Origin of the sequence: Proteus sp. G4415, assembly GCF_963896075.1 — a bacterium.
Lineage (GTDB): Bacteria > Pseudomonadota > Gammaproteobacteria > Enterobacterales > Enterobacteriaceae > Proteus > Proteus mirabilis.
On record NZ_CAWQOK010000119.1, the window covers coordinates 1 to 21,097 of the forward strand.

Genomic DNA, 21,097 nt, shown 5'->3' on the forward strand with positions numbered 1-21,097 from the left:
CAAATAAGTAATAGTAGAAAATGACGGGGAAAATAGAAAAAGAAAAAATGATATGGTTAACACCAAAAAAATACATAAGAAAAACCGCTTAAAGCAGTCGTTTTTTAATCAATATTAAATGTGATTTCATCACATTGCGATGGGATAAAACTATGCACTATTTTAGTGAGTATAACCATTAACCCAAAAGCCATCATCAGATAGCTTTTGGATTATAACTAAATGAATTATTTAATCACACCACATGCCATTCTAGCACCACCACCGCCAAGCGCTTCTGGGTTATCTGAGTAGTTATCTCCCCCAACGTGAACCATTAAGGCTTTATCTTTAATTTGATCAAGCTTAGTCAGTCTAGGAGCAAGAACGGCATAATCAGCGTCACCTTTACTATTGGCAACCAAACCAGGTAGATCACCTAAATGCCCTTCTTTGTTATAAGGCCCTAAGTGAACACCTTTATTTTCAGGATCAAGATGACCACCCGCTTTTAATGCTGGAACAGGTTTTCCATCTTTCATATCTGGCTCACAAGAGCCATTAGCATGGATATGAAAACCATGAACACCCGGTGTTAACCCAGTAAGTTTTGGCGTAAATAACAGCCCATAATCGGTTTCGGTAATAGTGACAACACCAATATCATCACCCGCCCCTGTAGGTAAGGCTTCTTTTAACGTAACATCTAAGCTCGCCGCACTGGCAACCGATGTAAAGAGTAGTCCAGAGAGTAACAAAGGTATCAGTTTCATAGTATCTTCCTCTTATTATTTATGCTCAGCATAAAGTCGTCGATATCAACAAATAGAGACTCACCATTAATACTGTTTCAATGTACGTTAATTAGCATATCCTCTTAATGCAAAAAAAGCGACTTATGTCAGTAAGTCGCTTTTTTATCTTAAAATATCAATAACTATCGATATTATTTACTTTTTTCAACCCATTTGCCATCAATATAAAAGGCTGACCAACCTGTTGCTTTCCCCTCTTTTTCAGAAGAGACATATTGCTGTTTAGTTTTACGACTAAAACGTACTATGGTTGGATTCCCTTCTGGATCGGTTACAGGTGCTTGTGCTAAGTAGCGCATTTTTTCCGATAATCTATCTTTAAAACGTACTAACTCAGCGACTTTCGGTGCACGGGTTTCCCTTGATTTAGGGAACGTATTGGCCGCAAGGAAAATACCCGCCGCGCCATCACGTAACACAAAGTAAGCATCCGATTTTTCACAAGGCAACTCAGGTAGTGGAACCGGATCTTCTTTTGGTGGTGCAATTTCACCACTCTTTAAGATCTTACGTGTATTTTTACACTCTTCATTGGTGCAACCCATGTACTTGCCAAAACGCCCCATTTTTAGATGCATTTCAGCGCCACATTTATCACACTCAATCACTGGGCCTTCATAACCTTTTAAGCGGAATTCACCTTCTTCAACTTCATAACCATCACATGCAGGATTATTACCACAAACATGTAATTTACGATGAGTATCAATAAGATAACTGTCCATTGCCGTACCGCATTTCGGACAACGACGACGGGCACGTAATGCATTAGTTTCCGCATCATCTCCTTCCAAGATATTAAGTAATTCATCTTCAGGAATAAGATTTATCGTTTGTTTACAACGCTCTTTTGGTGGTAAAGCATAGCCCGAGCACCCTAAGAATACCCCTGTCGTCGCTGTTCTAATTCCCATATGACGAGAACAAGTAGGACATTCAATAGAAGTAATAACCATAGGGTTAGGTCGCATTCCTCCTTCTTCTGGATCTTTTTCAGCGACTTCTAGTTGCTGACTAAAATCTGTGAAGAATGCATCTAATACCGCTTTCCAGTTTTCTTGGTTGTTGGCAACATGGTCGAGATGATCTTCCATTTGAGCCGTGAAATCGTAGTTCATCAAATCACTAAAGTTTTCTTCTAAGCGATCGGTAACAATCTCACCCATTTTTTCTGCATAGAAACGACGGTTTTCAACTTTGACATAACCTCTATCTTGAATGGTAGAGATAATTGAAGCATAAGTTGAAGGTCGACCAATACCTCGTTTTTCTAGCTCTTTAACTAATGTAGCTTCACTAAAACGCGCTGGTGGCTTAGTAAAGTGTTGCGTTGGCGATAACTCAGCTAACGCTAATTGCGCCCCTACATCAACCGCTGGTAATGTTTTATCTTCATCTTTACTGCGCATTGCTGGCATGACTTTTGTCCAACCCGCAAAACGTAATGTGCGACCTTTAGCGCGTAGTTTATAATCCCCTGATACAACCGTAAGTGTGGTTGAGTCATATTTTGCCGGTGTCATTTGACAGGCGACAAATTGATCCCAAATCAGTTGATATAAACGCTTCGCGTCGCTATCCATATCTTTTAAAGATTCAGCCGTCACATTGATATCAGAAGGACGAATAGCTTCGTGCGCTTCTTGTGAGTTCTCTTTACTTGAATAAACATTCGGCTCTTTAGGCAGATATTTTGCACCAAATTTATCGTGAATATAATCACGTGCCATTTGGATTGCATCCTGACTCAGGTTGGTAGAGTCAGTACGCATATAGGTGATATAACCTGCTTCATAAAGACGTTGAGCCAACATCATGGTCTTTTTCACCCCAAAGCTTAAGCGAGTACTTGCCGCTTGTTGCAATGTAGAGGTGATCAAAGGGGCACTTGGTTTACTGGATGTTGGTCTATCTTCACGGTTTTTAACGATGAAAGTGGCATTCTGTAACGCCTTAACCGCCACCTGAGTTTCCTCAGAGGAGACTGGTTTAAAGGCGTTATCTTGATAGTGCGTCACTTCCATACGCAAGGGTTGTTCATCGGGTGTCAGCAGTGAAGCGTGTAATTGCCAATACTCTTCTGGCACAAATGCTTTAATTTCACGTTCACGCTCGACGAGTAGGCGTACCGCAACTGACTGTACACGCCCCGCAGATAAACCACGCGCCACTTTTTTCCATAACAGCGGAGAAACCATATAGCCAACCACACGATCCATAAAACGACGTGCTTGTTGCGCGTTAACACGGTCAATATTCAGCTCACCCGGTGTTTGGAATGCTTGTGTAATGGCATTTTTCGTAATTTCATTAAATACGACACGACTAAATCTATCATCTTCACCGCCGATCACTTCGCGTAAATGCCACGCGATAGCTTCTCCTTCGCGGTCAAGGTCCGTTGCGAGATAGATATGATCTGCTTTTTCAGCCAATGCTTTTAGTTCAGCGACTACCTTCTCTTTACCCGGCAGAATTTGGTAGTTTGCATGCCAACCATTATAAGGATCGACACCCATACGGCTGACTAAGGCTGATTTCTCATCCTTTTTAACCTTTTTCACGCCTTTCGTGGCGGATGAGTTTTCGCTCTTCTGGCTGCCAGAACCACTTTTTGGCAAATCACGAATGTGACCCACGCTAGATTTTACTACGTAGTCATTGCCAAGATATTTATTGATTGTTTTGGCTTTAGCCGGGGACTCCACGATAACAAGAGCTTTACCCATAATTACCTTTACCTAATTAAACTTTGTCATGACGGTATAGTTTAATACCCTCAGCTCAGAAAACTTTTGAAATCTCTTTTTATATTGCGTTAGTTTTGCAATATATCAACCTGTTTTTATTCAAAGCTTTTGTTTAAACGCAAAACACGTTACTTTTTTTGAGGTATTTTAATCACCTCATCACTGATTCAGGTCTAAAACATAGCGATGTCTATGTATATAGAGTAGCTAAGCTTTTAAAAATGCCACACTCTACCTGATAAAAAGCGAGGCGCAACAAATTATTTTTCTAAGGAGCATAAATGATGTCGACACAAACTACACCTATTTCCGCAGAGATGCTACTTGAAAAAGCGAATAAAATCATACGTGAACATGAAGACTATTTACAAGGTATGTACGCAGATTCTGTTGAACAAAAAGGCAATGTACTGGTATTTAAAGGCGAATTTTTTTTAGATGAACAGGGTTTACCCACGGCTAAAAGTACCGCTGCATTCAATATGTTTAAACATTTAGCACATGTGTTATCTGAAAAATACCATCTAGCGTGATGATGTTTGTTGACTATTTTGGCACTTATTGCCAACAAATCGGTTATTAACTATCAATATAAGATATTGAGAAGATTTTCAGAGCCTATCAATTCAATATGTAATATCAATTATATTTATTTTCTCTTTATCGCTATATTGAGTCTTCCTAGAAAGAGGAAATATTGCCCGATTGTTGTTAAAAATTATCAATTATTTTTATGCCAGTGTGTACCTCACTGGCTTTTTTTATTCGAAAAACGCTGAATAAATAATAAAAAAATAGCGATACTCAGCTTACATCTAACTGCTGAATATCGCTAATTTGATAGCAACACGTTATTTGATAATGCTTATAACAGTGGGTTTTTACCCCTTTGTAGCCAACGCATCATTAATTTATCCACGCTTTCCATTGCACCACCAGTAACTCGTTCTACCATTTTTTTCTTCAGGATATATTGAACGGATAATACTTCAAAATCATTAATACGACTGATGAGCCAATCATCACTGACCCCCACTTCATCAATCAGCCCTTTATCTACAGCATCCGTTCCATACCAATACTCGCCGGTTGCAACACTATCGATATCTAATTCAGGGCGATATTTATGTACGAAAGACTTAAATAGCAGATGAGTTTCATTGAGATCTTGTTTAAATTTCTCACGACCTTCATCCGTATTTTCCCCTAATAGGGTTAACGTGCGTTTATATTCACCGGCAGTATGTAACTCAACATCAATGTCATTTTTCTTTAATAAACGATGAATATTGGGTATTTGAGCGACCACACCGATAGAGCCGATAATCGCAAAAGGTGCCGCAACAATTTTATCAGCGACACAGGCCATCATATAACCCCCACTGGCGGCGACTTTATCGACCACTGCAGTTAATTTGATCCCTTTATCTTTTAAACGAGTTAACTGGGCTGCTGCTAGGCCATAACCGTGAACCATACCGCCAGGACTTTCAAGACGAAGCAGTACTTCATCACCCGCTTGTGCCACAGAGAGGATAGCGCTTATCTCTTCACGTAATGCACCAACTTCATGGGCATCCATGCTACCTTTAAAATCAATAACATATAAACAAGGTTTAACAACGCCTTTGCGCCCTTCTTTAGCATTGTTTTTACTCAGTTTTTGCTCTTTCTTTTGTTGTTTTTTAAACGCTTTATGCCACACTTTTAATTCAGCCTCATCCATTTTGGCTTGTTGCATAACACGTTGTTTATCGTGGTAAGACTCAGCAAGATCAGTCACCTTTAATGTGCCTTTTCGATGTTGCTTTTTACTACCGATAACCACAAAAAACGAAACAATAGCAATAATAGCGACAACAACTGTCGCAATCTCAGCTAAAAACAGTCCATATTGTAAAATATACTCCACAAAGGCCTCTTTTAAGGTTAATAAAACACAGTGAAATCATAGCACCTAGTTTAACGAAATTTTACGCTGATGCCAGTAACAAAGGCGCCATTCTGGCAGTTATTATCTGTATCACTAGCCGTTAATCACTTTAAAAATGAGTCGCTAAACTGGTTCTTAAGCACATAAGACGTTACACTTTATTTATTTTTCAATAAACAGGATATTAATATGTTGCAATATCAACCCGATCATACTGTATTAAGAGATAAAATAATTCTAGTAACGGGGGCTGGTGATGGCATAGGTAAAGAAGCTGCTCTCACATATGCTCGCTATGGTGCGACATTAATCTTGTTAGGACGTACCTTATCTAAGCTTGAAGATGTACAAAATGAGATTATCACTTCAGGCGGGCAACAACCGATGCTTTACCCTTTAGATCTACTCACCGCGAGCGAGAACGATTATCAGGAATTTGCTGATACTATCGTAAAACGTTTTCCTCATTTGGACGGTGTATTACAAAATGCCGGCCTACTCGGTGTCGTTGAGCCGATAATTAACCAACCAAGTACACTTTGGCATGATGTGATGCAAGTCAACGTTAATGCAACCTTTATGTTGACTAAAGCCTTAATCCCCCTAATGCTTAAGGCACCTCATGCAAGCCTTATTTTGACAACCTCCAGTGTAGGTCGCCAAGGCCGTTATGGTTGGGGGGCTTATTCTGTTTCTAAATTTGCCACAGAAGGCTTAATGCAAGTGTTACATGAAGAATATAAAGACAGTAGCTTGCGTATTAACTGCATCAATCCGGGTGGAACACGCACCAGTATGCGAGCAAGTGCTTTCCCCGATGAAAATGCACAAAAACTTAAAACGCCAAAAGATCTAATGCCGTTATATCTCTATCTAATGAGTGATGACAGCATTGAAGTGAGTGGTCAATCTTTAGATGCACAACCCGATCGTAAAGCCGGACCTGCTGAATAACTTGAGAATATAAGGTTTATCCTATGAGTGATGCACAACACCAACAGCGCCAACAACGTTTGAAAGAAAAAGTTGATGCCCGAATTGCGCAGGCGCAACGCGAACAAGGCATTTTGATGATTTTTACTGGTAATGGTAAAGGGAAAACCACCGCCGCCATGGGAACCGCTACACGTGCGGTTGGTCATCATAAAAAAGTCGGTGTTGTGCAATTTATTAAAGGGACATGGGAAAATGGAGAACGTAATCTTTTAGAACAAGCCGGCGTTCCCTTCTATGTTATGGAAACCGGTTTTACATGGGAAACTCAAGATAAAGCTGCCGATACACAAGCCTGTTTAAATACTTGGCAATATGCACTGCAATTACTTAATTCACCTGACTATGATTTAGTTGTCTTAGATGAACTTACTTATATGATCAGTTTTCATTATCTACCACTTGAAGATGTGGTTGCGGCTATTACTTCTCGTCCTGATCATCAAAGTGTTATTATTACAGGACGAGGCTGTCATAGACAATTAATAGAATTAGCAGACACCGTTACGGAAATGCGTCCTATTAAGCATGCGTTTGACAGTGGTATCAAAGCACAAAAAGGAATTGATTGGTAAAATAAACGCGTATAATAAACTCGTATTATGTGTTCAGATTGCCGTAATATATTTATATCAATACAGGTTCACCTAATATACCTGCACCAAATATTCTTCCGGTCTCTTTTATTAATTGAAAGTAGGCTTCTTTATCATCCAGTATATCATTTTGTATTTGTTGGCTATAAATCCATGCCATAGACATGATATGCAGATGATAAATATTATAAAGCTCTTGTTTCTTATCAGGATCACGAGACGCTAAATACGAGTAAACTATTTCATAAATAGTATTGGCTTCTTGTACTAATTCTTTATTATTAAAATTTATTTCACTCAGTGTAGGATTAAAATCCTCAGTACGTGTATCTTTTTCATTTATCCAACTAAACTGTTCTTTCTTAGCTTGTTTGGTTAATAAATCGTGATTATTCTCGAAATGAATACCATAAGGATATTTGGCTAAAAACGTTTGAAACTCCTCTTGAGAGAAGCATTTAGTCAATACATTGCCTACCCCAGAATTCTTCCAATCTGGTAAATAAGGAGGAATAGGCTCATTTAATGGAATGTCACAACGAAAGATATTGTTGTCGATAAACACAGCATCTGTGCTATTAATGGCACCATGTATTAATTGTCCATTGATCCAAACAGAGCGCGTATCTAAATAAAAGTGTTCTTTATTTTCTTCTGAAGTAAACACGGAAGTAAAGCTATAGTATATTTCCTGAGAGGGATTAATAATCCCCCCATTATTTCCAGGGTAAACCATAAATACTTTCTTTTCACCTGAGTTTGATTCTAATATATGCTCTCCATTGGTTAATGTTATTTTTTTTACCTCACCTTTATTAATCGAAAAATGATTAGTATCAATTTTAAATTGTAACGGCACATTGTTATTGTTACTGATATAAAAAATGCCTGTTTGTGTTGTCGATGTTGTTGCCTCATCACAGCCTAAACTAAGAAAGTTCATACACAACACTGTTGTTAAATAAATATAACGATGCATATTATCGCGTATACCTTATCGTAATAAATACAAATAAAATATTAATATGATAGAAACAGCTTATCATCGTATTAATATAAGCATCATAGTTTTATTTATTATAAAAATAAAGCTATCAAAAAAAGAAGTCTGCTAAAAATTAGCAGACTTCTGTATCTAACTGAAAATTTAATTTGAATTTATCAATAATTATTCGTTTATTTGCTTTTACTTCCCGCTGATTGGCGGCGGCTTGAGGCACGCTTAGCCGGTGAAGTTGAAGTACGCGCAGAAATTTTGGTATGGCGTTTCACCGCCCGACGAATTTGATTTGCTTTAATTCGACGCTGATCTTTTTCGACAGCCACTTTGGTTACTGTCTCATCGTTTAGTTCCACCAGCTGGCGTAAATAGTTAATTTGATTTAAGCCTAGCTCAACCCATCCGCCACGTGGAAGTCCTTTAGGCAAATCAATATCACCATAACGCACACGAATAAGGCGACTAACCTGCACACCTACCGCTTCCCACATACGACGGACTTCTCGATTGCGTCCTTCCGTTAGCGATACATTGTACCATTGGTTAATGCCTTCACCGCCGCGATAAGAAACCGAACGGAATGATGCCGGCCCATCTTCTAATTGTACCCCACGAGTCAATTGACGAATTTTTGCATCATCAATTTCACCAAAAACACGTACCGCATATTCACGCTCAACTTCACGACTTGGGTGCATTAAGCGATTGGCTAACTCACCATCAGTGGTAAAGAGTAATAAACCACTGGTGTTAACATCAAGACGACCAACGGCTATCCAACGCGCACTATTTAAACGCGGAAGACGTTGGAATACGGTCGGTCTGCCCTGTGGATCACTACGTGTACATAGCTCACCTTCTGGCTTGTAATAAGCTAACACTCGACAAACATCTTTTTGTGCTTCGCGAATACTTAATATACGACCATCTAAACGGATTTTGGCTGTAGAATTGGCATCAATACGATCGCCTAATTTTGCCTTCACGCCATCAATACTGATACGGCCTTCTTGAAGATAGCCTTCAATCTCACGTCGAGAACCATGACCAGAACGAGCAAGAATTTTTTGTAATTTTTCAGTACGTTGCGATTTATCGCTCATGAAACAACCTCATGTGTCGCCTTCACAGGCGTCATAAAATAAATTAGTTTTAAAATCAATCAGGTAAAAAATAACCCATGTTTATTAAACTGTTTAACAAACACAGGTCTATTGATTCAGGGATAAGCCATGCCAAAGTGACAATAAAATGAGCATGACAAATAAAATCGTGTCGATAAAATAGCGCCTTAGGCTTCCATCGTTACTATGCCGTTTACTTCAAAAACAGCTTTCTTGATGTCACTAACCACAAGATGCGCCCAATGGCTTTATCGCAGTGCGTAAATTTAACACAAGCAATAAATCTCTTCACCTTTTATCTCACTATAATAAGTCCCCTATGATGCATTTACCAAATTTAAAAGGTTATTGAAAAGGCGTAATATCGCCCATTCCTTCACGGACAATAACGGGGCTATCTTCTGTTAAATCAATCACCGTGGTTGGCTTTTGCCCCAAGTAACCGCCGTGGATCACTAAATCAACCTGTTTACCCAATAAGTCATTAATCTCTTCCGGATCTGACTCTGCAAAATCATTACCCGGTAATATTAAGCTGGTAGACATTAATGGCTCACCGATATTTTCTAATAATGCCAGCGCAATAGGATTAGAAGGTACACGTAAACCAATTGTTTTACGTTTATCATTCATTAAACGCTTAGGTACATCTTTGGTGGCTTTTAAAATAAAGGTGTAGTTACCAGGCGTATTATTTTTAATTAAACGGAAAACAACATTATCAACATAGGCATAAGTGGCAATTTCTGATAAATCTCGACACATTAGAGTGAAATTATGATGTTTATCGAGTTGGCGAATTCGACAAATACGCGTCATCGCATCTTTATTATCCAAACAACAACCTATCGCATAGCCTGAATCTGTTGGATAAATTACCACTCCGCCTTTGCGTAAAACATCCGCACTTTGTTCAATTAAACGAGCCTGCGGATTATCAGGGTGAATGTAAAAAAGTTGGCTCATATATCCCTCAACGACTTTTTGATGTTATCCCTGCCATAATGTCCATACAGGTTCAACATTAGCGGGTAACCATAAATTACGTCCTAGCTCTATCCACGAGCAAGGGCGATGAAAATCAGAACCTAACGAAGCTTTAAGATCATAAGCTTGTGCTAAAGCTGCGTGTTGTTCTCGCTCTTGTGGTGGTTGTTGGCATTGTGCCACTTCTATAGCATCACCACCTTGTTGTTTAAAATAAAGCACTAATCGCTTTAACCATTTAGAGGATAGACCATAGCGACCAGGATGTGCCAATACCGCAACTCCGCCTGCTTGATGAATAGCCGTGACAGCGTCACCAATTGAGCACCATTGTGGCGGTACATAACCTGTTTTTCCTTTTGCTAAATAGCGTTTAAATACTTTATTGACCGATGCCACATGCCCTTCATTAACCAAAAAACGCGCAAAGTGTCCTCGTGTCACTTGCCCGCCTTTCGCTAGGGCACTTGCCCCTTCCCATGCCCCAGCAATACCCGCTTTAGCTAAACGTTCGCCGATCATTTTAGCGCGAGTTTCACGGCATTGACTCTGTTTTGCTAGGCATGTCGTCATAGCTTGGTGTTCGATATCAATCTGTAATCCAACAATATGGATTTCTATATTCTCCCACAAAGTCGATATCTCGACACCTGATATCAAAGTTAAAGGTAAACTTTTTTCTGCAATATAATTTTTGGCAGGTTGGATAGCAGCAGTAGTATCGTGATCGGTTATCGCTAATACCGTAATTTGTTTTTCAATGGCTCTATCGATTAATTCATCAGGTGAGAGCTCGCCATCTGATGCAGTAGTATGGCTATGCAGATCATAAATCACGCGTAAATCAGATAGCAATTCAGTCATTCCTTCTCCCTGTTTATCCTCAGTGATACAACGAATTTTTAAGAGTATGCCATAAAGTACTTGACGAACCTAATATAATCCAGTTTACTAGTACACAACATGAGCTAGTCTATTAAATATAAACTTATCATCCGCTGTAAGGAGATCTTATGAATATCAATCAACGTCTTATTGCTCTGTGGTGGCGCAAAACTCTTTTATGGGCGGTTTGATCTCCTGCTTAGCATCAGTGATATCTAAAACCCGCCTACCGCGGGTTTTTTTATATGCCAATTTTGTGCTTATCAGCACCAGAAAAAAGAAAATAGAGCGATAATAATGAACACTTCACTTGCATTCCCATTAACAACTAAGGTAACGGCATTGCCTTATCACAGCGAGCCGGCGTTACTTTTCAATACGTTGTGTGAACATCGTCATCACACCTTATTGTTAGAATCCGCACAAATTGATACCAAAGCCAATTTAAAAAGTTTGTTAATCGTTGATAGTGCATTACGTATTAGTGCAAACAAAAATCAAGTGACTGTCGATGCGTTAAGTCTCAACGGCCAACATATCTTAGCGTTATTAAAAAACGCACTAAAAGAAAAAAGCACACTCTCCGTAGAGCGAGCGGAACAATGTGTATTTACTTTTGCATCATCATCTTTCCCTCAAGATGAAGAGAACAAGTTAAAAGCGGCTAGCGTATTTGATGTTTTACGTTTTTTCCTAGCAAATAGCGCTGCAAAAGAAGCCAATGCTATTTTTGTGGGAGGGTTATTTGCCTATGATTTAGTGAACGGATTTGAATCCTTACCTGATTTAGAAGCGGTTTTTTCTTGCCCTGACTACTGTTTTTATTTAGCTGAACAGTTAATTGTGATCGACCATCAACATCATCATAGCCAATTAATTTCCGTTGCCTTTACGGATAATCCACAAGAGTGTCAGCGTCTTGATAACCGTCAGGCACAATTAGTTGCACTCGCACAGCAACCTTTAAAACAACCACAACGTCAACCATTAACACCTCAGCAAGCGGTTGTAAGTAGCAATATGAATGACGAAGAGTATGGTGCTATTGTTGAAGCGATGAAAACCTATATTCGTCGTGGCGATATTTTCCAAGTTGTTCCATCACGTCGTTTTCAAATTAACTGCCCTTCACCACTGGCTGCCTATCAAGTTTTGAAACAAAAAAACCCCAGTCCCTATTTGTTTTATATGCAAGATGCGTTATTTACCGTTTTTGGTGCGTCACCTGAAAGTGCGTTGAAATATCAAGCAAGTGATCGCCAAATTGAAATTTATCCTATCGCAGGTACACGCCCAAGAGGTCGCAATGCCGACGGCTCAATCAATGCTGATTTAGATAGCCGCATTGAGCTTGAAATGCGCACAGATACCAAAGAGTTATCAGAACACCTTATGTTGGTTGATTTAGCACGCAACGATTTAGCGCGTATCTGCCAAGCTGGAAGCCGTTATGTCGCTGAATTAACCAAAGTAGATCGCTACGCTTTTGTTATGCACTTAGTATCAAGAGTGGTAGGAACATTACGTCATGACTTAGATATTTTTCATGCCTATCAAGCCTGTATGAATATGGGGACACTCTCAGGAGCACCGAAGGTCAGTGCTATGCAACTGATTGCACAATATGAAAAAACCAAACGAGGCAGTTATGGCGGTGCAATTGGCTACTTTACTGGTAACGGTGATTTTGATACTTGCATAGTTATTCGTTCTGCTTATGTAGAAAAAGATATTGCAACTATTCAAGTGGGCGCTGGTATTGTGCTCGATTCTGATCCCAAAATGGAGGCAGAAGAAACTCGCAATAAATCACAAGCGGTTATCAATGCCATTTTACAGGCGCATGCTGAAACGCATATGCAGGAGGCTTGCTAATGGCGACGCTCTTACTACTCGATAATATCGACTCTTTTACTTATAACTTAGTCGACCTTTTACGCAGTCAACATCATCAAGTGATCATCTATCGCAATGATGTCAGTGCTTCTTTTATCGAAAAACAATTAAACCTGTTAGATAACCCTATTCTTATGTTGTCTCCCGGCCCTGGTACACCATCACAAGCGGGTTGTATGCCTGAGCTACTTAATCGCATGTTAGGTAAATTGCCTATTATTGGTATCTGTTTAGGGCATCAAGCCATTATTGAAGCTTATGGCGGTAAAGTCTCTTCTTGTGGGGAAATTTTACACGGTAAAGCTACGCTCGCCACCCATGATGGGCAGGCGATGTTTGAACATCTGCCAAATCCTCTGCCCGTCGCTCGTTATCATTCACTCTCTGGCGAAATTGTACCTGAGCAACTTATCGTCAATGCGTGGTGTGATAACACCGTGATGGCCGTGCGCCATCGCCAACATCGAACTTGTGGTTTTCAGTTTCATCCAGAATCAATTTTAACCACTAAAGGCGCACAACTTTTACAACAAACCATTGCATGGGCACAAGCACCAAGAGGAGACGCATAATATGGATACTATCTTCAATAAATTATTTGCAGGACAACAATTAAGCTTAGAAGAGAGCCAAACACTGTTTAGTGCGATTATTCGTGGTGAATTAACAGAATCACAGTTAGCAGCCGTATTGATTAGTATGAAAATGCGTGGTGAGCACCCTCAAGAGATTGCCGGAGCGGCTCGTGCCCTATTGGATAATGCCTCTCCTTTTCCACGCCCAGATTATCTGTTTTGCGATATTGTGGGTACTGGCGGCGATGGAGCCAATAGCATCAATATTTCAACAGCCAGTGCGTTTGTCGCGGCAGAAATTGGTCTAAAAGTGGCTAAACATGGTAATCGTAGCGTGTCTAGTCGCTCAGGATCATCAGATTTATTAGCGGCATTTGGTATTCCGCTAGATAAAAGTGCCAACGATGCCCGCCAATTGTTAGATGAAATTGGACTATGCTTTTTATTTGCGCCGCTTTATCACAGTGGTTTTCGCTTTGCCGCCCCTGTGCGCCAACAGCTAAGAACACGCACGCTCTTTAATGTGTTAGGCCCATTAATTAATCCAGCGCGTCCGCCTTTAGCATTAATTGGTGTTTATAGTCCTGAATTATTAATGCCTATTGCAGATACCTTAAATGTCTTGGGCTACAAACGTGCGGCAGTGGTCCATAGTGGTGGAATGGATGAAGTGTCATTACATGCTCCCACACAAGTGGCTGAATTACACAATGGGGAAATCACTCGTTATCAATTAACCCCAAGTGATTTTGGTCTGCGTCCTTGTGCGATAAGTGATCTTGAAGGCGGTACACCTGAGGTTAATCGCCAATTATTGGCTAATTTACTGCAAGGACAAGGTAAACGCGCACACACTGAATCCGTCGCTGCCAATGTCGCCTTATTAATGCGTTTACACGGACAAGAAGATTTGAAAGCTAATACCGAAGTTGCTATGCACGCAATCTATAGCGGTAAAACCATTAATCGCGTTAATGCGCTAGCCGCAAGAGGATAAAAATAATGACTGTATTAAATGCCATTGTTAAAGATAAAGCCGAATATTTAGTTGCACGTAAAGCACAGCAACCTTTATCAACCTTTATAGATAAGATTGCGCCATCGACACGCTCATTTTATCAAGCATTAACGCGATCACACCCAGTGTTTATTTTAGAGTGTAAAAAAGCATCGCCCTCAAAAGGGATTATTCGCTCTGATTTTGATCCCGTTGCCATTGCGAAAATTTATCAACCCTATGCAGCCGCTATTTCGGTACTGACTGATGAAAAATATTTTCAAGGCAGTTTTGATTATTTACGTCAAGTTAGTGATGCCGTTCATCAACCTGTTTTATGTAAAGATTTTATTATCGATGAATACCAAATTTATTTAGCTCGTTTTTACCAAGCTGATGCCATTTTATTAATGCTTTCTGTTCTTAATGATGAACAGTATCGTGCGCTTAGTGCCGTTGCTCACCAATTAAATATGGGAGTATTAACAGAAGTGAGCACCGAAGAAGAGCGTCAGCGAGCCATTGAGCTTAAAGCAAAAGTGATCGGGATTAATAATCGTAATTTACGTGATCTCTCTATTGATTTATCCCGTACCGAACAACTTAGCCAAGGTTTACCGCAAGAGGCTATTGTTATCAGCGAATCTGGAATTCATACCCATCAACAAGTTAAAACACTAAGTCAATATGCTAATGGCTTTTTAGTGGGTAGTGCCTTGATGTCACAAGAGAATATTGCCCAAGCGGTAAGAGCACTTATTTTGGGAAAGCATAAAGTGTGCGGCTTAACCCGCACACAAGATGTTAAAGCAGCCTATCAAGCGGGTGCCTATTATGGAGGATTAATTTTTGCTGAGAAATCACCACGAAGAGTGACACTGTCACAAGCGCAATTATTGATAACACAAGCGCCATTAGCTTTTGTGGGCGTTTTTCAAAACCAATCTATTGAGCTTATTTGTGACTATGCTAAACAACTTAATTTATCTGCGGTTCAGTTACATGGCGCTGAAGATGCACAATTTATTGCCCAACTAAGGGAAAAAATCGCTCCACAATGCGAAATTTGGCAAGCGCTTAATATGGCTTATCACCATGATATTCAGCACATTGCGCAAGTTAACAAATATGTATTAGATAATGGTACGGGTGGTACAGGCAGAACCTTTGATTGGCAAACTATTCCGCCTACTTTACGCCATAAAGCATTACTTGCAGGTGGCCTAAACAGTGATAACTGTTTAGACGCTCTAAACACCGGTTGCTTAGGACTTGATTTTAATTCAGGGGTGGAATCTTCAGCAGGTATCAAAGATCCACAACGTCTATCGCAAGTCTTTACACAATTACAACAAAGCAAATTTTCACAAAATTTCTGACAAGGACAACATCACAATGAGAAAACTTAATCCCTACTTTGGTGAGTTTGGTGGTCAATATGTACCAGAAATATTGATCCCTGCATTAGATCAACTTGAACAAGCCTTTATTGACGCACAAAACGATCCGTCATTTCAGCAAGAGTTTCAAGATCTACTCAAAAATTATGCAGGTAGACCAACGGCACTGACACTCTGTCGCAATTTGACCCAAGGTACTCGTACCCGTTTATATCTAAAACGTGAAGATTTATTGCATGGCGGTGCTCATAAAACAAACCAAGTATTAGGCCAAGCACTGCTAGCAAAACGGATGGGAAAAACAGAGATTATTGCAGAAACGGGCGCTGGGCAACATGGTGTTGCCACTGCGTTAGCTTGTGCTCTGTTAAATATGAAGTGCCGTATTTATATGGGGGCAAAAGATGTTGAACGTCAATCACCCAATGTATTTCGTATGCGTTTAATGGGTGCCGAAGTTATTCCGGTGCATAGTGGTTCATCAACATTAAAAGATGCGTGTAATGAAGCGTTACGTGACTGGTCTGGTTGCTACGAGCGTGCTCACTACTTATTAGGCACTGCGGCAGGCCCGCATCCTTATCCCACTATTGTTCGCGAATTCCAGCGCATGATTGGGGATGAAGCTAAGGCGCAAATTTTAGCCCGTGAAGGTCGTCTCCCTGATGCCGTTATCGCCTGTATTGGCGGTGGCTCTAACGCCATTGGCTTATTCGCCTCATTTATACCAGAAACCTCAGTACAATTAATTGGTGTTGAGCCGGCAGGAAAAGGGATCGAAACAGGAGAGCACGGAGCACCATTAAAACATGGCAAGTTAGGCATTTATTTCGGTATGAAATCACCGATTATGCAAACCGAAGAAGGCCAAATTGAAGAGTCCTATTCTATTTCTGCAGGATTAGATTTCCCATCCGTAGGCCCGCAACATGCGCATTTAAACAGCATTGGCCGTGCCGATTATGTTTCTGTAACAGATGATGAAGCCATTGAGGCTTTTAAAACGCTATCACGCCGTGAAGGGATCATCCCCGCATTAGAATCGTCACATGCACTGGCCTATGCGTTGAAACTGATTGCCCAAAATCCAGATAAAGAACAACTCTTAATTGTCAATTTATCCGGACGAGGTGACAAAGATATTTTTACTGTTAACGATATTTTAGCTGCACGAGGAGAAATTTAATGAGCCGTTACCAATTATGCTTTGAAGCATTAGCACAAAAACAACAAGGCGCGTTTGTTCCCTTTGTCACTTTAGGTGATCCCGATGCTGAACTGTCGTTAAAAATTATTGACGCATTAATTGAAGGGGGTGCAGATGCGTTAGAGATAGGCATTCCATTTTCTGATCCACTGGCTGATGGCCCTACTATTCAAGGGGCAAACTTACGAGCATTAAATGCTAATGTCACCCCAACCCTATGTTTTGAGTTATTAAGCCAGATCCGCCAAAAACATCCCACTATTCCGATTGGACTATTGGTGTATGCAAATCTTGTTTTTAGCAATGGCGTTGATAATTTTTACCATAAATGCCAACAAGCGGGTGTTGATTCAGTACTGATTGGTGATGTTCCCTTGCGTGAAGCAAAACAATTTCGAGAAGCGGCATTAAGCGCGAATATTGCCCCGATTTTTATTTGCCCGCCCAATGCAGATGATGAGTTATTACAAGAGTTAGCCACCAGCGCAGAGGGATATACTTATCTATTATCAAGAGCCGGTGTTACGGGGACAGATAAACGAGCAGAACAGTCACTCACTCATTTAACCAGTAAACTTAAAGCTTATAATGCACCACCTGCATTACAAGGTTTTGGGATTTCTGAGCCACAACAAGTTTCACAGGCCATTAGTAATGGTGCATTTGGCGCTATCTCAGGCTCAGCCGTTGTACAAATTATTGAAAATAACCTACATCAACCTGATGTGATGTTAAAAATGTTGACGCAGTTTGTGCAACAAATGAAAGCCGCAACAATAAGCGTTTAAGTCTAAAATTATTATCGCCGTCTGCTTAGAGAAAACTTTTTCCTAAGCAGATTTTTCCTAATTTAATCATTAACAATCGACCATAACTTCCCCATCAGCCTCTATTCGTAGCGCGAGTAATGCTTGATTCGCCTGAACAAGCATAAAACTATTTTTGCTCAGTCAGTTGGCAATCTGTCATTTCTTGCACATACTTTATATAGGGTATACAGCTTTAGGTTTTCTATTCAGTAGTACTCAATCAATAATGTCATTATAAGGAGTTTGATAATGAAACTATGGGCAAAAATTTCTACCGTATTAGCGGCATTACTTATGGCCATGACTTTATCTGCATGCTCTCCAACGGCAACATCAGAAGGCACTGGGGGATATTTTGATGACTCGGTGATCACCACTAAAGTAAAAACAGCTTTAATTGGTGAGAAAAACCTAAACTCAACACAAATTAGCGTTGAGACATTTAAAGGTAAAGTTCAGTTAAGTGGTTTTGTCTCTTCACAGGCTGATGCAAATCGCGCCATAGAAACCGCACGTAAAGTCACTGGCGTTAAAGGTGTCATTAACTCAATGGTTATCCGTTAAGCTATTTTTTATAAGTCAGTAAGAAAAAAGCCACTTCGGTGGTTTTTTTCTTGTCTCATCTAAAGCAATCCACACTCTTTGGTATGAAGATCAATTTTTGACAAATTCTCTGTTTTACTAAAATTAGCCGTTTCTTTTTTACGGGTAAAATACCCCAAAAAAAACCGTTAAAACTAAAGTTATACTTATCTTTTTTCGATGTTATTTTCACCACGCTGGTGACTTTCACTTAAATTTGATGCGACCATCATTTTCTTAATAGTACTATTCAATATCAGTAATAATATTTTTGGCCGATTTAGGCGCTATTTTTTTAATTATTATTAGGCAATATCATGGGGAGATAAAACATGTAAATAAAATACATCTATAAATTCCCATTTATGCGAGACAATTAAATGCTCATCGAGAATAGTGATTATTTTTTTAACTAATAAAAAATATAAAGATGCATTTTTAATACACTATTAAAATATACCTCTATTATTTTAGTTATAATCAGCTAAGCCTTAATACACATAATAGAGGTAATAAAATTTTTTAGTCTAAACACGATCACTGTAGATAAGCAATTATGATTAACACAGATAAAAAAAAAGCGGAGCCACTGCCCCGCTGATACTTAATAGCATATTCTGTTATTGCAAGAATAATTAGAAACGATAACCAACACCGAACATAAACACAAATGGGTCTAAGCGAGTATCCACTTTATAGTGTTTTCCATCGCCATCTTTAAATTTGACATCGGTTTCGATATTCATCCACCAAACAGAAGCGTTCAGCATCCAGTTTTTATCTAGGTTATAGTCTAAACCTGCTTGTGCTGCGAAGCCCCAAGAGTTTTTAAGATCAAGATCATTTAATCCAAGTTTGCCTACCGCTGGATTATTATTGAATTTTTCATCAAAGAAAGTCGTAAAGTTTAGACCAGCACCTAAATAAGGGCGTAATTTATCTTCAGCACCACCAAAGTAATACTGTGCCATTAATGTTGGCGGTAAATGTTTAACTTTAGCAATTTCGCCCACACCAGTTAAAGAAACTTTATGCTCAAAAGGTGTTGCTGCTAATAACTCAACCCCAATATTATCAGTTACCATATAACCAAAGGTTAAACCTAATTGAGTGTTGTTATTAGCATCAAAATGCCCACCTAATATAGTATCTGAACCTGTATTAGGACGAACTGTTGCAGTACCCGCACGGAATAAAAAATCACCCGCTTGATGAGCAAAAGAAATAGACGGTGCAAGTGTTGCAGCCGCTAGAATAAGCGCAGAAAGTTTTTTCATTATTTAACCCATTCCTGTAATAAGTAAAATCTCCGCTAAAATATACCCATTAATAAGTAATTATGATCTAATGCCGATCACAACTTTGGAATTATTTTTGCAGAAAGTGTTATTCCTCTCTTTATTATTTATGATGCTGATTATTTATAATTGATCCACATCAAATTTAGCATTAATACAATATTTTCTTATAATTAAATTTATTGTTTTTAAGAATCATTAAATAAAAGAACCTCATTAAAAGATGATATTTGACAATATCGTTATTTAATTGTTAATTTAATGTTTCATCTAATTTGATTATTTAATTTTCATTCGCCAAACGAATGAAAAAAACCTTTCAATAACAATAGCTATAGAAATAACAGAAATGATCCCTTTTTGTTGTCTTAAAAGGTACAATATGTCCCATTGACTTAGTCTATTTGTATAGGAGCAGTTTCATGCCTACCCCGGCACGCACAATCTACCGTGATAGTCTTAACTTTTATAAAAATGAACAACGTAGCATTATCACGCTATCTGCAGTTTTGGCCCTCATTTTATCTGTCATATATCTATTGGTTGGCCCTAATGCACAAGAATCACAAATAATTAATGACTTTATTATTAATTTTCAAAAAACCAGATTCGCTGATGTCTCACCCGCTGAATTAGAAGCGATGAATAACAGTGTTATTGGGGTATTTCAAAAGGTCTTACTGGTCTATGTTTTTGAGCTTTTTCAGCAAAGTATTCTGGTTTTAGTGATTTTAATGTTGGCAATGGCACTTTCTGCCGGTCATAACGTGACATTGAACCAAACGTTTAATGCCAGCTTACCCCGTTTACCGAAGATGTTTCTGCTAATTTTGCTCTGCTCTATTTTAATTAGTGCAGGCTTTATGTTGATTATCCCTGGTATCATTTTATTAGTGGGATTTGCACTAGCGCCAGTCGTACTGGTACGCCAACAATCTATTGGTAGCGCAATACGTCTAGGCTGGAAAATGGGCTTTGGTGAATCAGGGGCGCTAATCCCTGCCTTAGGAATTTGGATTTTATTACAATTTGGGATTGGCTTCTTAAGCAATATTACGGGTGAATTGCCTAACATGATCCACAAATTTTTATATTATTTTTTAAAGAATATTACGTCTGCATGGATGATTATTTATCTATTCCGTCTGTTTATGCTGACTGAAAATAAATATATCACCAAGTAACCCCCTCGCAGCAAACAATGCCGTGCTAATGTGATTAATAGATTAGCACGGCATTGTTATTAACATAATCATTTAAAAATAATCAAT

General features: G+C 39.2%; 17 protein-coding genes and 1 pseudogene. 10 read left to right on the forward strand and 8 right to left on the reverse strand.

The annotated features are described in order from the left end of the window. Positions 1 to 227 precede the first annotated feature (227 nt). Together sodC and topA are read right to left on the reverse strand one after the other, a co-directional pair. Positions 228 to 752, reverse strand: coding sequence for a superoxide dismutase family protein (gene sodC / locus AACU95_RS13185; RefSeq protein WP_004243045.1), 525 nt, complete (start codon positions 750 to 752; stop codon positions 228 to 230). Between the two features lie 173 nt (positions 753 to 925). Continuing rightward, positions 926 to 3,523 (reverse strand): type I DNA topoisomerase, encoded by a 2,598-nt coding sequence (gene topA / locus AACU95_RS13190; protein WP_004243046.1) that lies wholly within the window; start codon positions 3,521 to 3,523, stop codon positions 926 to 928. A 305-nt stretch (positions 3,524 to 3,828) separates the two neighbouring features. Here topA and AACU95_RS13195 point away from each other — a divergent pair, with 305 nt between their 5' ends. After that, positions 3,829 to 4,077: a YciN family protein gene (locus tag AACU95_RS13195; RefSeq protein WP_036896103.1), complete on the forward strand. Its 249-nt coding sequence runs from the start codon at positions 3,829 to 3,831 to the stop codon at positions 4,075 to 4,077. Positions 4,078 to 4,409: 332 nt separating this feature from the next. On the opposite strand, the gene sohB is transcribed toward AACU95_RS13195, so the two are convergent. After that, a complete protein-coding gene (gene sohB, locus AACU95_RS13200; RefSeq protein WP_004243049.1) occupies positions 4,410 to 5,456 on the reverse strand; it encodes a protease SohB in 1,047 nt (348 codons plus the stop codon). 213 nt (positions 5,457 to 5,669) lie between these two features. On the opposite strand from sohB, the gene AACU95_RS13205 reads away from it, so the two are divergent. Together AACU95_RS13205 and cobO are read left to right on the forward strand one after the other, a co-directional pair. Next, positions 5,670 to 6,431, forward strand: a complete 762-nt coding sequence (locus AACU95_RS13205; RefSeq protein ID WP_026090429.1) for a YciK family oxidoreductase — start codon at positions 5,670 to 5,672, stop codon at positions 6,429 to 6,431. A gap of 23 nt (positions 6,432 to 6,454) precedes the next feature. Next, positions 6,455 to 7,045, forward strand: coding sequence for a cob(I)yrinic acid a,c-diamide adenosyltransferase (cobO, locus tag AACU95_RS13210; RefSeq protein ID WP_004243052.1), 591 nt, complete (start codon positions 6,455 to 6,457; stop codon positions 7,043 to 7,045). Between the two features lie 52 nt (positions 7,046 to 7,097). Here the strand turns inward: cobO and AACU95_RS13215 are convergent, their stop codons facing one another. The 4 genes from AACU95_RS13215 to rnm form a co-directional block, all read right to left on the reverse strand. After that, complete coding sequence (locus AACU95_RS13215; protein ID WP_223231924.1) at positions 7,098 to 8,009, reverse strand: hypothetical protein; 912 nt, start codon at positions 8,007 to 8,009, stop codon at positions 7,098 to 7,100. Positions 8,010 to 8,242: 233 nt separating this feature from the next. Next, entirely contained in the window at positions 8,243 to 9,169 is a 927-nt protein-coding gene (gene rluB / locus AACU95_RS13220; RefSeq protein WP_004243055.1) for a 23S rRNA pseudouridine(2605) synthase RluB, read from the reverse strand. Between the two features lie 366 nt (positions 9,170 to 9,535). Continuing rightward, positions 9,536 to 10,156, reverse strand: coding sequence for an L-threonylcarbamoyladenylate synthase (locus AACU95_RS13225; RefSeq protein WP_004243057.1), 621 nt, complete (start codon positions 10,154 to 10,156; stop codon positions 9,536 to 9,538). A 24-nt stretch (positions 10,157 to 10,180) separates the two neighbouring features. After that, on the reverse strand, positions 10,181 to 11,041 hold the full coding sequence (gene rnm, locus AACU95_RS13230; protein WP_004243058.1) for an RNase RNM: 861 nt from the start codon (positions 11,039 to 11,041) through the stop codon (positions 10,181 to 10,183). Positions 11,042 to 11,359: 318 nt separating this feature from the next. On the opposite strand from rnm, the gene AACU95_RS13235 reads away from it, so the two are divergent. From AACU95_RS13235 to AACU95_RS13260, 6 genes and pseudogenes are all read left to right on the forward strand, one after another. Beyond that, positions 11,360 to 12,937 (forward strand): anthranilate synthase component 1, encoded by a 1,578-nt coding sequence (locus AACU95_RS13235; protein WP_161737083.1) that lies wholly within the window; start codon positions 11,360 to 11,362, stop codon positions 12,935 to 12,937. Continuing rightward, a pseudogene (trpD, locus tag AACU95_RS13240) lies at positions 12,937 to 14,530 on the forward strand (bifunctional anthranilate synthase glutamate amidotransferase component TrpG/anthranilate phosphoribosyltransferase TrpD). The gene AACU95_RS13235 and the pseudogene trpD overlap by 1 nt, the downstream one beginning before the upstream one ends. A gap of 5 nt (positions 14,531 to 14,535) precedes the next feature. Beyond that, entirely contained in the window at positions 14,536 to 15,909 is a 1,374-nt protein-coding gene (trpCF, locus tag AACU95_RS13245; protein WP_110144354.1) for a bifunctional indole-3-glycerol-phosphate synthase TrpC/phosphoribosylanthranilate isomerase TrpF, read from the forward strand. A 16-nt stretch (positions 15,910 to 15,925) separates the two neighbouring features. Then, positions 15,926 to 17,116, forward strand: coding sequence for a tryptophan synthase subunit beta (gene trpB / locus AACU95_RS13250; RefSeq protein WP_004243066.1), 1,191 nt, complete (start codon positions 15,926 to 15,928; stop codon positions 17,114 to 17,116). After that, complete coding sequence (gene trpA, locus AACU95_RS13255) at positions 17,116 to 17,925, forward strand: tryptophan synthase subunit alpha (protein ID WP_004243068.1); 810 nt, start codon at positions 17,116 to 17,118, stop codon at positions 17,923 to 17,925. Before trpB ends, trpA begins: the two co-directional genes overlap by 1 nt. Before the next feature lie 270 nt (positions 17,926 to 18,195). Further along, positions 18,196 to 18,510: a BON domain-containing protein gene (locus AACU95_RS13260; RefSeq protein ID WP_004243069.1), complete on the forward strand. Its 315-nt coding sequence runs from the start codon at positions 18,196 to 18,198 to the stop codon at positions 18,508 to 18,510. 653 nt (positions 18,511 to 19,163) lie between these two features. Here the strand turns inward: AACU95_RS13260 and ompW are convergent. After that, on the reverse strand, positions 19,164 to 19,805 hold the full coding sequence (gene ompW / locus AACU95_RS13265) for an outer membrane protein OmpW (protein ID WP_036894976.1): 642 nt from the start codon (positions 19,803 to 19,805) through the stop codon (positions 19,164 to 19,166). A 443-nt stretch (positions 19,806 to 20,248) separates the two neighbouring features. Between ompW and AACU95_RS13270 the strand changes: the two genes are divergently transcribed. Continuing rightward, on the forward strand, positions 20,249 to 21,010 hold the full coding sequence (locus AACU95_RS13270; protein ID WP_049210354.1) for a YciC family protein: 762 nt from the start codon (positions 20,249 to 20,251) through the stop codon (positions 21,008 to 21,010). The last annotated feature ends 87 nt before the right edge of the window (positions 21,011 to 21,097 follow it).

Bases quoted from the DNA above. Each gene is read 5' to 3' on its own strand.
- sodC (WP_004243045.1), bottom strand. From the start codon at position 752: ATGAAACTGATACCTTTGTTACTCTCTGGACTACTCTTTACATCGGTT.
- topA (WP_004243046.1), bottom strand. From the start codon at position 3,523: ATGGGTAAAGCTCTTGTTATCGTGGAGTCCCCGGCTAAAGCCAAAACA.
- AACU95_RS13195 (WP_036896103.1), top strand. From the start codon at position 3,829: ATGTCGACACAAACTACACCTATTTCCGCAGAGATGCTACTTGAAAAA.
- cobO (WP_004243052.1), top strand. From the start codon at position 6,455: ATGAGTGATGCACAACACCAACAGCGCCAACAACGTTTGAAAGAAAAA.
- AACU95_RS13215 (WP_223231924.1), bottom strand. From the start codon at position 8,009: ATGAACTTTCTTAGTTTAGGCTGTGATGAGGCAACAACATCGACAACA.
- rluB (WP_004243055.1), bottom strand. From the start codon at position 9,169: ATGAGCGATAAATCGCAACGTACTGAAAAATTACAAAAAATTCTTGCT.
- AACU95_RS13225 (WP_004243057.1), bottom strand. From the start codon at position 10,156: ATGAGCCAACTTTTTTACATTCACCCTGATAATCCGCAGGCTCGTTTA.
- rnm (WP_004243058.1), bottom strand. From the start codon at position 11,041: ATGACTGAATTGCTATCTGATTTACGCGTGATTTATGATCTGCATAGC.
- AACU95_RS13235 (WP_161737083.1), top strand. From the start codon at position 11,360: ATGAACACTTCACTTGCATTCCCATTAACAACTAAGGTAACGGCATTG.
- trpCF (WP_110144354.1), top strand. From the start codon at position 14,536: ATGACTGTATTAAATGCCATTGTTAAAGATAAAGCCGAATATTTAGTT.
- trpB (WP_004243066.1), top strand. From the start codon at position 15,926: ATGAGAAAACTTAATCCCTACTTTGGTGAGTTTGGTGGTCAATATGTA.
- trpA (WP_004243068.1), top strand. From the start codon at position 17,116: ATGAGCCGTTACCAATTATGCTTTGAAGCATTAGCACAAAAACAACAA.
- AACU95_RS13260 (WP_004243069.1), top strand. From the start codon at position 18,196: ATGAAACTATGGGCAAAAATTTCTACCGTATTAGCGGCATTACTTATG.
- ompW (WP_036894976.1), bottom strand. From the start codon at position 19,805: ATGAAAAAACTTTCTGCGCTTATTCTAGCGGCTGCAACACTTGCACCG.
- AACU95_RS13270 (WP_049210354.1), top strand. From the start codon at position 20,249: ATGCCTACCCCGGCACGCACAATCTACCGTGATAGTCTTAACTTTTAT.